This is a genomic window from Brevibacterium sp. 239c (genome assembly GCF_900169365.1).
Taxonomy (GTDB): domain Bacteria; phylum Actinomycetota; class Actinomycetes; order Actinomycetales; family Brevibacteriaceae; genus Brevibacterium.
In genome coordinates this window covers 1-13,608 of record NZ_FXZH01000028.1, presented here as the reverse complement: position 1 = coordinate 13,608, position 13,608 = coordinate 1, and the positions used below count along the sequence as shown (strand labels likewise).

The window sequence follows — 13,608 nt, the reverse complement described above, 5'->3', positions numbered from 1 at the left end:
ACTCGACAGTGAAATTGACGGAACTCCATACACAAGGATGTGAACAGAGATGAAGATTGCGACCCTGCGAATGGGGGAGAACACCCAAGCCGCTGTCGCTGCGGCCGATGGGTGGGTACTTCTGCCGTTCGGTGACGTCGCCGAACTGCTGCGATCGCAAAGCTGGCGTGAAGCGGCCATGACAGCATTGTCATCTGGCCCGACGATCGGTGCTTCAGACGTCGTTGAGTTCGCGTCTGCGCTGACCACTTCGAGCAAGGTCATCTGCTGCGGGCTCAACTACGGTGACCACATCACTGAGATGGGAAGAGATCTGCCAGAACATCCGACGCTGTTCGCCAAATATGCCGACACACTCACTGGCCCGAACAGTGAGATCAGAGTCAAGGGCAGCCAGGCAGTTGACTGGGAAGCTGAGCTTGCAGTGATCGTCGGGGACTATGTTTCAGACGCAGATGCGACGACGGCTGCAGCAGCCATTGCGGGATATGCAGTATCGAACGACGTGTCGATGCGTGATTGGCAGAAGCGCACTCTGCAGTGGTTCCAAGGCAAGAACTTCGCAGCCAGCACTCCAGTCGGTCCGTGGATCACCACCGCAGACGAATTTGACGACGATCCGACCTTCACCGTTGAAGGATGGGTCAACGACGAACGAGTTCAAGTGGGCGATACGTCGACTTTGGTCTTTCCTCCGGCTGAACTCATCTCCTACATCAGCCGATTCACTCCGTTGACACCAGGGGACATAGTGCTCACCGGCACACCTGGCGGAGTGGGTTCGGGAATGAGCCCACCGCGATTCCTCTCCGATGGCGACGTCATCAGCACGAGGATCGAAGAATTGGGCATCTTGAAAAACACAGTGGCGATTGCAAGTGCCTGATCTCAAAGCCTGAAATTTGACGCCACGAAGACGACAGCACGTCCAAGAAGAAATCCGATCATCGATGACGCTGATCACCGGTGAAGAACCCGAAAGGAAGAACATCATGACAAATTCCATCGCGACAGAAATTGATAACTCGAAATATGCAGACGACACAGGCCAGGTCGTGCCGGTCGTGACTCGCAATGGCGAGGAAGACCGAAACACGACGCAGTCCGGCGACTGCATTCGCGTGTCCGGTGTCTCTCCCCAACACACGCCGGCAACTCGGATCTGGTTCGGCGAAGTTTCGAATGAACCCGGCTATCGGTCCGTGCCTCACCATCACGGTGAAGCTGAGACTGGTGGACGTGTGCTCAGGGGGCGCGGACGCATCTACTTCGGTGAGAGGTACCAGGAGTACCTGGACATGGAAGAAGGCGACTGGGTCTTCGTTCCGCCGTACATGCCACACGTTGAGGCCAACATGTCGACAACCGAGGAGCTCGTCTGGATCACCGCACGTACCCCGGAGAACATCGTCGTCAATCTCGACGAGGTTCCCGATGAGCAGCTCCCCGGTTACCGCCGGGCTTGATCGATCGGAGACCCGACAAAAAGGAAACGTGACATGACGACCCAAATTCTTGCCCCGCAGACTTCGCAGACGTTCCTTGACGCGGTCGACCTGATCCCCGTCGAGGCACCGACTGGGACAGACTTGGAAAGCTTCGAAGCGATCCCGCAGTACGCACCCTGGCCGAAGGCCTACGGTGGTGACATGGTTGCTCAAGCGACCGCAGCGATGATCGCGACAATGGTCGACGAAAAGGTCATCCACTCCACGCATTCGACATTCATGCGACCCGTGAACATGCTCGAGCCCGTCCGTTATGACGTCGAGATTCTGCGCGACGGACGGAACTTCGCGACTCGGCACGTTCGCGGTATCCAGAACGGAAAGACCGCGTTCATTTCGACCGGTTCGTTCCAAGCACCGACGCTTGGCGCAGAGTACTCAATGCCTGCCGGTGATGATTTGCACGTCGATCCCGACTCTCTCGCCTCGGCCGCAGACGTCTTGGAAGGTGTCGAAACCGATGCCGCACGTTACTGGGCGAACGGCCGAAGCTTCGATATGCGGCATATCCCAGGACCCATCTACCTCGAGCGCAACAATGTTGGGAAGACACAGAAGCCGTCATCACACCAGGGTGTGTGGGTGCGGGCCTTTACACCGCTGACAGCCAGGGAGCATGACCACGAAGCTGCAAATCTGCATCGCATCGGTCTGACCTACGTCTGCGACTATACGATTCTCGAACCGTTGCTGCGGACGCAAGGACTGACCTGGTCCAGCCCAGGTCTGGTCACAGCCAGCCTCGATCACGCGATGTGGTTCCACCGACAGGCTCCCCTTGATGACTGGATCTTGTACTCCCAGGATGCCGAATCTATGCAGTCAGGGCGAGGACTGTCTCTGGGCCGATTTTTCACTCGTCAAGGCGAACTCATCGCCACTGTTGCCCAAGAAGGAATGATCGCCCCCGGCACCGACGCCTGAGGCCAGACTCCCAGGAGCCTGCGACGACAATGAAGGAAAGCACATGGAACTGACTCCATCGGGCTACGTCGATACGTTCGCCCGTGACAACCTCCCTCCGGCAGATCTTTGGCCCGACCTGGAGTTCACCATCGATGATGTCAACTACCCGGATCGTCTGAATGCGGCAACGACGCTCATCGATGATGCGGTGGCGCGATTCGGACCCGAAAGGCTGGCTCTTTTTACGCCCGAAGGCGAGGAATGGACCTACGGCGAACTTTTGGCCCGGTCCAACCAGATCGCCCGTGTCATCACCGAGGACTGCGGAATCGTGCCCGGCAACCGGGTGCTTCTCAGAGCACCGAACACACCCTGGATCATCGCAGCCTGGCTCGGAGTCCTCAAAGCCGGTGGAGTGGTCGTCACGACTATGGCGATGCTCCGGGAAAAGGAAGTCGATTCGCTTCTCGAGCTGACTCAGCCCAACCTTGCGCTCGTCGACCACCGATTCCTAGACGGATTCTCTGGACCTGCAGCCAGTCGTGGGGTCGAGATCATCCCGATCGGTTCGGATGCTGACAACGACCTCACCGTTCGATCCGGGCAGAAAGCAGAATCGTTCGACAATGTTGTCACAGCTGCAGACGACGTGGCGTTGCTCTGTCCGACTTCGGGGACAACCGGAGCGCCGAAGGCGACGATGCATTTCCACCGGGACATCCTCGCCAATGCCGACACGTTTGCCCGCCACATTGTCAAAGTCGGCCCCGATGACAAATGCGCATGCTCGGCTCCGCTGGCCTTCACCTTTGGTCTGGGCGCGCTTGTCGTCTTCCCTCTGTATTTTGGAGCCGCTTCCCTCGTCGTTGAGCGAGCAACTCCGCTTGAATTGGCACAGTATGCTCACGATTCGGGGGTGACGATTCTCTACACGGCTCCAACGGCATACAGGGCGATCATCAAAGCGGGACGAGCAGACCTCCTCTCTGATCTCCGACTTGGGGTCTCGGCGGGTGAACATCTGCCGCAGGCCACTTGGGAAGCCGTACACGAAGCAACGGGACTCAAGCTCATCGATGGCATCGGCGGCACTGAAATGCTCCACGTATTCATCTCCGCAGCAGGCGACGACATTAAGCCCGGAGCCGTGGGTAAGCCAGTTCCGGGCTTCCGCGCCGTGATCTTAGATGACGATGGCAACGAAGCACCTGACAACACCGTCGGTCGTCTCGCGGTGCGCGGTCCGCTGGGATGCCGGTATCTCAACGACGAGCGGCAGCGCAATTATGTTGTCAACGGGTGGAACGTCACTGGAGATGCCTTCCTCCGCGACGACGACGGATATTTCGTCTATCAGGCGCGCAGCGACAACATGATCATCTCTTCCGGGTACAACATCGGCGCGCCTGAAGTTGAAATTGCGCTCAACGAACACCCAGATGTTGTCGAATGTGCCGTCGTCGGCAAGGACGATCGGGAACGAGGGGCACTGGTGACTGCTTTCGTCGTCCTGCGAGAAGACGCAGCGGAAGGCAAGGAAAAGGCACGCGAAATCCAGAACTTCGTCAAGACGCAGATAGCGCCTTACAAGTACCCGAGGGAGATTCGCTTCGTGGAGGCTCTGCCCCGCAATCCCAGTGGAAAACTCCAACACTTCAAACTTCGTGACGCGCTCAAGGCCGAAGCCGCCCCAGCCGTTCACGCATGAGAAAGGACGACAAGAGATGAAGATAGCAATCGTTGGCGGGGGCCCTGGAGGACTCTATTTCGCCGCGCTTATGAAACAACTCGACGCAGGCCACGAGGTTACAGTCTGGGAACGGAACGCGGCATCGGACACGTTTGGCTTCGGCGTCGTGTTCTCTGACGAGACTCTCGGCGGTATTGCCAATGCCGACCCAGTCGTTTCTGATTACATGCAGCGACATTTCGCACGCTGGGCTGATATCGATATCCACTATCGTGGCAAAACGATGACGGTCGGTGGACAAGGCTTCGCCGCGATGTACCGCAAGGACCTGCTTGAGATGCTCCAGCGTCGGACACAGGAAGTCGGAGCTGACGTCCGGTTCTCCACTGTGGCACCCGACATTGAGGAGCTGTCCCGGGACTACGACGTCGTCGTTGCCGCAGACGGCGTGAACTCGCAGATCAGGCGGCATTTCGAGTCGGACTTCACCCCCTCCGTCGATGCGCGCCCCAACAAATACATGTGGTTGGGCACTTCTGAGGTATTCGAAGCGTTCAAATTCTTCATCAAGGAGACTGAACACGGCGTCATGCAGGTGCATGGCTATCCGTTCTCAGATCAGGGCTCAACCTTTATCGTCGAAATGCATGAGGACGTGTGGCGTCGTGCAGGTTTCGACGCCACTGAAGGACGGGTGCTGCCACCCGGGGTCAGCGACGAGTTCGCGGTCGAGAAGATCAGGGAGATCTTCGCCGAGGAAATCGGTGATCATGAGCTGCTTCTCAACAATTCCAAATGGCTCAACTTCACCACGGTGCGCAACGCTTCATGGGTTCACGACAATGTTGTGCTCCTTGGCGACGCTGCGCATACGGCTCACTTCTCTATCGGCTCGGGGACAAAGCTGGCCATGGAGGATGCTCTGGCTCTGGCCGCCTGCCTGCACGAGCACGCAGGGATTGACCAGGGATTGAATGCTTATGAGACGGAACGTCGTCCGGTTGTCGAATCGACACAGAGGGCAGCGCAGGCCTCGTTGGAATGGTTCGAAGTGCTCGGAATGTATGCCGGCCAGGACCCGGTTCAGTTCGCGTTCAACCTCCTCACCCGATCGCGGCGGATCACTCAGGAGAATCTTCGCCTTCGAGATCCTGATTTCGCTCGCCAAGTGGAAGAGCGCTTTGCCGCCCAGCAGGACTCCGACGAGGTAGCACCTGCGATGTTCCAGCCTCACAACCTTGGTCCGCAGAGACTGGCGAACCGAATAGTCGTATCGCCGATGAACATGTACTCGGCCGGGGATGACGGAGTTCCTACCGACTTCCATCTTTCCCATCTAGGTTCGAAGGCGATGGGTGGTGCTGGACTTGTGATGGCGGAAATGACGGCCGTATCGCGGGCGGGGCGAATCACACCCGCGTGTGTTGGGCTCTATTCCGAGGAACAGGTTGCCGGATGGCGTCGGATCAACGACTTCATCCACTCGCATTCAGCATCTAAGACTGGTGTGCAGCTGGGCCATGCTGGCCGCAAAGGTTCGACGAAACTTATGTGGGAAGGCATCGACCAGCCGCTTGACGAGGGTAACTGGGAAACGGTGTCCGCCTCGGCGCTGCCCTACGGTCCGGGGAACATCCCGCCGAACGAACTTGGGCGTGACGGCATGGAAACCATTCTGTCTGACTACGTGCAGGCGACAAAGAACGCAGCAGACGCCGGTTTTGACGTCATCGAACTCCACGCCGCTCATGGCTATCTACTGTCCGCTTTCCTCTCTCCGATAGCTAATCATCGAACAGACGAGTATGGAGGGAGTTTGGAGAACCGGCTGCGGTTCCCACTCGAGGTCTTCGACGCGGTGCGAGAAGCTTTGCCGACAGATCGTGCACTGACAGTGAGGATCTCCGCCACAGACTGGATCGAGGGCGGAAACACCGTCGATGATGCTGTGCAGATCGCACAGGCATTCGTGGACCATGGTGTGGACGGTATCGATGTATCCACCGGCCAGGTGACCGCCGACGAACAACCCGCCTACGGACGCTCATACCAAACGCCGTTCGCTGATCGAATCCGTCAAGAGGTCGCCGGACCGGCAGGAGTTTCAGTAGTCGCCGTTGGTGCTATCTCATCATTCGACGATGCGAATTCGATCCTTCTGGCCGGACGAGCCGACCTCATCGCGGTGGGCAGGACGCATCTCTACGACCCGAACTGGACTCTGCACGCTGCAGTCGAACAGGAATATGAAGGTCCAGGAGCGCAATGGCCGAATCAGTTCCGTGCCGGTCGAAGGAAGCCGCCGTCTGCTCGGACCGACGCTGTGCGGCCTCGACTGTCGCTGTTGCGCGACGATGAGCTGATCGATGATCCGCATCTTCGGTGGAAGCCCGAGGGGCAAAGGGAACCTGCGCTCAGCGGAGCCTGATGAGAAGCGACTAGGGCCGTCCTGTTAAGGACGGCCCTAGTCGCATTCAGATGTTAGGTTGCGTTTCAAAAGCAGGCTTCTGGAAACTCTGCTGGGAACCTCAACGACTATAGCGTCAGCGCATTCATCCAGCGCAAGGTGGAATCCCAATGCTCTGAACCAGCCTCTATGAGTTCGATATGCCCAAGTTGTTCGAAGCAGTGCAGGTCGACAACGGTCGTGGGGCGGATCCTGTCTGCGAACCTCATTGTGTGCTCAGGCGGAACACGGTCATCGTCGTTGCCCTGCACCAGCAAAGTGGGCACCTCAGGGGGCGCGCAGCATATAGGCGATGAACTTCGATAGACATCTGGCGCCTCATTGGGAGATTGTTGAAAATACTCACGGGCAGCCCCGTCGCCCAGTCCCTCGGCATACACTCTCGCAGTGTCGGTAACGGGCGCCAATGCCACCAACGCATCCGAACAATCGGAGTTGAGCAGACACAGTTGGCCTCCGACAGAATGTCCGATGAAGATGAGTGGCCCCGAAATTGACTCTGTGGCCGCGACTGCACGGATCTCCCGCACGGCGGTGCGAACGTCGATCGACGGGATCGGCCAAGGGCTGTCTGGGCCTCGCCGGTACTCAACGTTGGCGATTGCCCATCCATCGGCGACAAGCAGTTTCGCCATAGGGGCCATCAGGGATCGGTCGAGACGCCGACGCCAATATCCGCCATGGACCAACACCGCGATACCGCGGATGTGATTGCCCTTCGGAAGCCAGAGGTCGAAGACCTGGTCTTCGTCATTTCCATACGGGAGCGATCGTTGCGCTCCGAGTTCTTCAGTGTTCATTTTCCGCATCGTGTAGCCGAGAGGTGGATATGTTTCGGGTACTGACCCTTCACACAACTTCAGCCTCGAAGCTCACTCAATAGCGGGCGTCGAAGCTGAAGGTGGAGATACCAGCGGTAAGCCGCTACCTCAAATTTGGTGATTAGTCGGCTCCGGGGACGCTGCCTGGCGGTAGGAAGTTCACATCGCGCTGTGCAGAAAGTCTTACGACTTCTTCGGGATCGGAGACGTTATGGAGTTCATCGAACAGCGTAGCCAGCTGCCCTGCAGGACTGACCCAGAACAGCGACTTTGCAGCTTCGTTGCCTTTGACATAGTAGGCATGCGGAAGGCCCTTCGGCATGCGGACGGTGTCGCCAGGACCGGCCTTCATCCACTCACCGTCGAGATACAGGGTGTATATGCCCTCGAGAATGTAGATGTGCTCGTCTTGCAGTGGGTGAACGTGTGGTGGAACTCCGGTGTCAGCCGGGTCCAAAGACAGCCAAGCGAAGCTGTTCGGTCCGTCAACCTTTGACAGGTAGGTATGACCGAGGACATTCCAAGATTTGTTCCCCATTGCCTCGCTTGCCAGAGTGATGCCCTTGGGCAGGTCTCCGAGAATAATCTCTTGGCCAAGTTGTGATTCCATGTTCGACTCCTTCGTCGGTGTGTCGGTGCTGGTGCACTCAGCATGCCAGAGCCGACCATAGATATGCAACAGGTATTGCGACCGTGAAAATAACTGTATATGATCTGGAGCACGTTCGGTGATGAGGCCGAACTCTGACGCGGCGCAGCATCTTGGCGTGAGCTAGACCGCCTTGACCATTGCCCCGTAGATGCACGCTACCTACGAGAGGTTCCATCGTGACTTCAGACTCACTGGACGGAATGAGCGTTCACACCCTTGGCACTGGCGGAGGGCCTATCGTTTCGAGCTCCCGGGCTGGGACCAGCACCGCAGTTCGAGTCGATGGTGCAACCTACCTTTTCGACTGCGGGATGGGGAGTATTCGAAATTATCGCAGGCACGCAGGCTGGGGTGATCTGCGAGGGGTATTCCTGACACATCATCACTCTGACCACATTTATGATCTCGGTTCGTATCTCAGCACCGGGTGGCAGGTTCCCGGCGAGTCATTCAGTGCGCCGATCAATGTGTTCGGTCCGGGAAAGCCTGAGCGTATTCCAGCACTGGACGGCGATCACGAACGAGCGTTGACAGCCCAGCTCAATGGCCGGAGCATGTCGAGCACAACCGACATCGTCGACTCATTGCTGGACAAAGTCTTTGCCTCCGACATTGCGATACGGATGGCTGACGAGAAGCGAACGGAGCCTCACGAGTGGATTCGCGCGCACAATATTGAGATACCGGACGCCGCGGCCGCCGACGCCGTTGACAATCGCCACCCCGAAATGGAGCCCTTTGTGGTCTTTTCGGACGAGCTGGTCACGATCTCGGCTATCCTCGTCGACCATCGCCTGTGTTTCCCCGCGTTCGGATTTCGCATTGATTCCAAATATGGATCAGTCGCGATCTCGGGTGATACCGCCTACTCGACGAACTGCATGAAACTTGCTCACAACGTCGACCTGCTGCTTCACGAAGTCATCGACCTCCCGGGAATTCTCAGCACATTTCCTGATGGTCCTACTCGCGATGGTATTGAAGTTCACCTTCGCGAATCGCACACGAGTTACATGGACGTCGGCCAGGTTGCCAGGCTCTCCGGTGCTAAGTCGCTGGTGCTGCACCATGTTGTACCGAACACCCCGGGGGCTGCGGACCTCGCGGCCATGCTCTCAACGGTGCGGAAAGACTACGACAGGGAAGTCATGATCGCTGAAGACAATGATGTCTACAGAATCAGTCCCAGAGAGACGGCAATCGGCGAAGCGGTCGCACATAATTCCGGTGCCGTGGAGGTGACGGTATGACCACACATGAGGACCTAGCCGATCACACCCTGCGTGCGGCAGTGCGCAAGGGGCGGATGAACCGGCGTGCCTGGATCGTCACGGGACTCCTCGTTGCGTTCCAGATCATCAATTTTGCTGACAAAGCGGTCATCGGCCTCGTCGCAGGCCCGGCAATGAAGGAACTCGGTCTCACATCAGGCCAGTTCGGCTTCATCGGGAGCGCCTTCTTCTTCCTGTTCTCCATTGCCGGAATAGCGGTGGGTTTCATCGCAGGAAAGGTCCCAACTCGGTGGATCCTACTGACAATGGGAGTCTCGTGGGCTGTGCTGCAGTTTCCGATGCTCTTCGGGGGAGGAGCTGCGGTGCTTCTCGTCACGCGAATTCTTCTGGGCGCAGCCGAAGGGCCGGCCACCCCGATTTCCCTTCAACACGCCCAGGCATGGTTCAGCCCGAAAGAACGTGGTCTTCCGAGCAGCGTAGTTGCAGCCGGGTCCGCAATTGGTCCAATCATTGCTGCGCCATTGCTGGCATGGGTGATCGCCAATCCCGCCCTCGGGTGGCGATGGGCCTTTGGGCTCCTCGGAGTCGTTGGACTCATGTGGAGTCTGGCCTGGCTGATATTCGGACGAGAGGGTCCTTACGGTCACGCTAGCGCGCCTGCAGAGAAGGCCGACGCCGAGGTGAATGCCGGGCCCGATACGGATTCGCGAGGTGAGGCGAATCTGGACGCGAAACCCAGTATTGCCGACTATTCGGACCTTCTCAGAATGGTTCCCATACGCCGAGTTTTGGGATCGTGGATGTTTCTCGTCGCGCTGCTGGCGGGCGCTGGTTGTTTTTGGGCTCAAGGATTCCTGTCAACGTGGTCGCCGAAGTATCTGTCCTCGGTTGTCGATCTGAAGCCGGAAATGATCGGACTCGTCTCGACTTTTCCTTGGATAGTCGGAGCTGGCGCATTGCTGATTTTGGGGTTCGCTTCTCGGTATTTGATGAAACGAGGAGTTACAGTCCGCTGGGCAATGGGTGCCTTGTTCGGTGTGACTCTGCTGATCTCCGGATTGTGCTTCACAATTCTCCCGCATATGCACGGGTATGGTGCGGTGGGATTCCTGACTGTGGGTGCTGGGCTCGCGCTGATCTATCCACTGGCTCCCACAGCAATCGCGTTCTGTGTCTGTTCGAAGCAGCGAGCTGCAGTGATGGCGACGCTGACCGGGTTCGCTTCGATCGGCGGTGTCATTGCTCCGGCGATGGTGGGGGTGTTCATGGATAGGGCAGGCTATTCGGCAGACCCGCAGGGCGTTGGCGACACGGCAGAGATGGCCAGTCGGTTGGCCGACGGAATGAACTCGTCGTTCATCCTCATCGGGATCTATCTGACTTGTGTCGGCTTGCTCTCTGTCGTGTTGCTCAACCCGGATCGCACAGCACGGAGTCTGCAGAAGAAGTTCAGCTTCAGCGGCTGAGAGCGTTCAGGTCTCTGCCGTGTGCCGGCACTTTACTGAGGTCGCTGAGTCACGGAGACTCCGTTAGGCGGTAGTCTTTTGACGCTCAAACCAACCGCGCACTCGCTTATCAAACCGCTAGCACTATGTGTCAATTGCAGTCGTGTTCAAGCAAAGGAGCTTATCAATGTCTCAAACTGTAGGTGCTGAATCAGCCACTGCCACGCTGGCTCAAGCGTTAGGCGACGGGGACCTCCGGATAGTTGATCTGACTGCGCCCTTATCGAGCAGCACCCCCACCCTGGAGCTGCCGGACCCGTTCAATAACCTCATTGATTTTTCGATCGACAATCAGGCCGAATACGACGATCGTGGACCGTATTGGAAGCACGCGAACATCCATACCGGTGAACACATCGGCACCCATATCGACGCGCCCATCCACTGGATTTCTGGACGAGACGGTAAGGACGTTTCGCAGGTGGAGCCCGCACGCCTCATCGGACCAGCAGTCGTCCTCGACTTCTCTGCGCAGGCGAATGAGCATCCCGACTTTCTTATCGATACCGCCGATATTGAAGCCTGGGAAGAGGAGAATGGCGCTTTCCCAAACAACTGCTGGGTCCTGGTGCGTACAGGCTGGGACTCCCGTGCAGGCGACCGACAGGACTTCCTCAACAAATACGATGGAGGCTCGCACACCCCTGGATTCACCTCTCAATGCGCCCGATGGTTGGCGGAACGATCTGAGATCTCCGGTGTTGGTGTCGAGACTGTCGGTATAGACGCTGGAGGGGCAGCGGCGCTCGAGCCGGCCTTTCCCATGCACTACCATCTGCTCGGCCACGACAAATATGGGATCACTTCGCTCAGGAACTTGCAGAAATTGCCGTCGCGAGGCGCGATCGTCGTGATCGCCCCGCTGCCCATCGCTGGGGGCACCGGGTCTCCTGCGCGCGTCTTCGCATTGGTCGATGGCTCCACCGGAGGCGCACAATGACGGAAGCGGTCGAAGGCGCGGATAGCATGCTCCTGATCGGCTCCCAGGTTGTCGCTCGCACGCTCTCTCGACTTGGCGCCACCCATTGTTTCGGAGTCGTGGGTTCTGGAAATTTCGACGTGACGAACGAACTTGTCGCCTCCGGTGTGCAGTATTTCGCAGCCAGGCACGAGGGCGGCGCTGTCACCATGGCCGATGCACACTCGAGAATGAGTGATGTGCCGGCACTGGTCAGCGTTCACCAGGGCTGCGGGTTGACGAACACTGCCACCGGCCTCGGCGAGGCCGCCAAGTCTCGGACTCCTCTGGTGCTGCTGGCCGCTGAGCCTGCACAGGGAGATGTGCACTCGAACTTCACCATCGACCAGGATGCATTCGCTGTCTCGGTCGGTGCGATGCCACATCGTCTGCATCGAGCAGACACCGTGCTCACCGACGTTCTCCGAGCGTGGCATCAGGCTGTCGTCGATAGGCAATCCGTTGTACTGAGCATGCCGCTCAATTTGCAATCGAGCCCGGTTGCGACCGCAGCCGGGGTCGATGAGTCCGTCGACCGGATGCTAGAGCAGCTGACCAGGGCTCCGATTGTTCCGAGCAACATCGAGCCTCTGATTGCGGAACTCGACCGGGCTCAACGACCAGTTTTCATCGTGGGCCGGGGTGGCCGACAAGCGGGTGAAGCGATCGCCGAACTCGCTGAACTCACGGGTGCGCTTTTGGCTACCTCTGCGGTTGCGAAAGGGCTGTTCAACACGGTGGGGTACGAGGGACAGGCATTCAACCTCGGGATCTCTGGAGGATTCTCCTCGCCGAACACCGCTGAGCTTATTGGCAATGCTGATCTGATCGTGAGCTTCGGTTGCGCGCTCAATGATTGGACCACGCGACAGGGGCGGCTGCTCGGCGATGGCGCACGAATTGTCCAGGTCGACGTTGACCCAATTGCACCCGGCAGATACCGGACCATTGACCTGGCTCTGATCGGTGACGCTGGCGCGACGGCGCAGGCAGCCCAGAACATGTGGAAAGCCAGACACGGAGACGCACCGAGAACTGGATATCGCAGTGACGAGGCTAGAGCCTCGATTGCCATCGGGGATTGGCGTCAACAACCGGTCGATCAAGGGGAGACGTCCAGCACGGGTGTCGAACCGCGTGCTCTCACGCTGATACTCGACGAGATTCTGCCGAGCGAACGTATCGTGTCCGTCGACTCCGGAAATTTCATGGGTTACCCGGCGCAGTTCCTCGGGGTGCCCGACGAGAAGGGTTTCTGCTTTACTCAGGCGTTCCAGTCGATCGGTCTTGGACTGGCCACAGCAATCGGTGCCGCCCTGGCTCAGCCAGGGCGGCTTCCCGTGCTCGGCACCGGGGACGGTGGATTCCACATGGCCATCGCTGACCTGGAGACGGCTGTGCGACTGCGACTGCCTTTGGTCTGCATCGTGTACAACGACGCGGCTTATGGCGCCGAGGTGCATCACTTCGGGTCGCAGGCGGTGACTCCATCTATGGACGCCGTTACGTTCGAACGCACGGATATCGCGCGCATTGCGCGTGGGTTCGGTGCTGAGGCCATCACCGTCACGGAGCTCTCTTCTCTTTCCTCTGTTGCCGATTGGGTGGCGAGTAATCCCACCTGCCCGTTGATCATCGACGCTCAGATCTCGTCGGATGGGGGAGCCTGGTGGCTGCAGGAAGCCTTCAGTAGCCACTAGCACGGGGTTTCGCCAGCACGGAAGTTGTCAAGGTGAATGAGGCCAAAGGGAGTTAGGCGGCTTGCTGATCGACGACTGATTCTTCGGGTTTGTTGATCCAGGCGGTCTCAGGCAGGTCGAGTGCCTTTGGGACCTTGCCAGAGCCGAACCGTTCAGGGTGGGCAGCCCG

At 58.4% G+C, this 13,608-nt stretch carries 11 protein-coding genes; 9 read left to right on the top strand and 2 right to left on the bottom strand.

Annotation, left to right across the window (positions count from 1 at the left end; genetic code table 11):
- The first annotated feature begins 49 nt into the window (after nucleotides 1–49).
- The 5 genes from BSP239C_RS18645 to BSP239C_RS18625 all read left to right on the top strand — a co-directional run bounded on the left by BSP239C_RS18645 (nucleotide 50) and on the right by BSP239C_RS18625 (nucleotide 6,532).
- A complete protein-coding gene (locus BSP239C_RS18645) occupies nucleotides 50–886 on the top strand; it encodes a fumarylacetoacetate hydrolase family protein (RefSeq protein WP_101574846.1) in 837 nt (278 codons plus the stop codon).
- A 106-nt stretch (nucleotides 887–992) separates the two neighbouring features.
- A complete protein-coding gene (locus BSP239C_RS18640; protein WP_101574869.1) occupies nucleotides 993–1,466 on the top strand; it encodes a cupin domain-containing protein in 474 nt (157 codons plus the stop codon).
- 33 nt (nucleotides 1,467–1,499) lie between these two features.
- Complete coding sequence (locus BSP239C_RS18635; protein WP_101574845.1) at nucleotides 1,500–2,432, top strand: acyl-CoA thioesterase II; 933 nt, start codon at nucleotides 1,500–1,502, stop codon at nucleotides 2,430–2,432.
- Between the two features lie 43 nt (nucleotides 2,433–2,475).
- On the top strand, nucleotides 2,476–4,122 hold the full coding sequence (locus BSP239C_RS18630) for an AMP-binding protein (RefSeq protein ID WP_101574844.1): 1,647 nt from the start codon (nucleotides 2,476–2,478) through the stop codon (nucleotides 4,120–4,122).
- A gap of 16 nt (nucleotides 4,123–4,138) precedes the next feature.
- Complete coding sequence (locus BSP239C_RS18625; protein WP_101574843.1) at nucleotides 4,139–6,532, top strand: bifunctional salicylyl-CoA 5-hydroxylase/oxidoreductase; 2,394 nt, start codon at nucleotides 4,139–4,141, stop codon at nucleotides 6,530–6,532.
- A 107-nt stretch (nucleotides 6,533–6,639) separates the two neighbouring features.
- Here the strand turns inward: BSP239C_RS18625 and BSP239C_RS18620 are convergent, their stop codons facing one another.
- The gene (locus BSP239C_RS18620; RefSeq protein WP_180959100.1) at nucleotides 6,640–7,371 is read right to left on the bottom strand and encodes a S9 family peptidase; all 732 of its coding nucleotides are present in this window, start codon (nucleotides 7,369–7,371) and stop codon (nucleotides 6,640–6,642) included.
- Between the two features lie 142 nt (nucleotides 7,372–7,513).
- The gene (locus tag BSP239C_RS18615; protein WP_101574841.1) at nucleotides 7,514–8,002 is read right to left on the bottom strand and encodes a cupin domain-containing protein; all 489 of its coding nucleotides are present in this window, start codon (nucleotides 8,000–8,002) and stop codon (nucleotides 7,514–7,516) included.
- Between the two features lie 242 nt (nucleotides 8,003–8,244).
- On the opposite strand from BSP239C_RS18615, the gene BSP239C_RS18610 reads away from it, so the two are divergent.
- The 4 genes from BSP239C_RS18610 (at nucleotide 8,245) to BSP239C_RS18595 (ending at nucleotide 13,439) form a co-directional block, all read left to right on the top strand.
- Complete coding sequence (locus BSP239C_RS18610; protein WP_219618929.1) at nucleotides 8,245–9,294, top strand: MBL fold metallo-hydrolase; 1,050 nt, start codon at nucleotides 8,245–8,247, stop codon at nucleotides 9,292–9,294.
- Entirely contained in the window at nucleotides 9,291–10,742 is a 1,452-nt protein-coding gene (locus BSP239C_RS18605) for an MFS transporter (RefSeq protein ID WP_101574839.1), read from the top strand. Before BSP239C_RS18610 ends, BSP239C_RS18605 begins: the two co-directional genes overlap by 4 nt.
- A gap of 166 nt (nucleotides 10,743–10,908) precedes the next feature.
- Nucleotides 10,909–11,721 carry a cyclase family protein gene (locus tag BSP239C_RS18600; RefSeq protein WP_101574838.1) on the top strand — a complete coding sequence of 271 codons (813 nt, stop codon included), beginning with the start codon at nucleotides 10,909–10,911 and terminating at the stop codon, nucleotides 11,719–11,721.
- Nucleotides 11,718–13,439, top strand: coding sequence for a thiamine pyrophosphate-binding protein (locus BSP239C_RS18595; RefSeq protein WP_257930286.1), 1,722 nt, complete (start codon nucleotides 11,718–11,720; stop codon nucleotides 13,437–13,439). The genes BSP239C_RS18600 and BSP239C_RS18595 overlap by 4 nt, the downstream gene beginning before the upstream one ends.
- Nucleotides 13,440–13,608 lie beyond the last annotated feature (169 nt).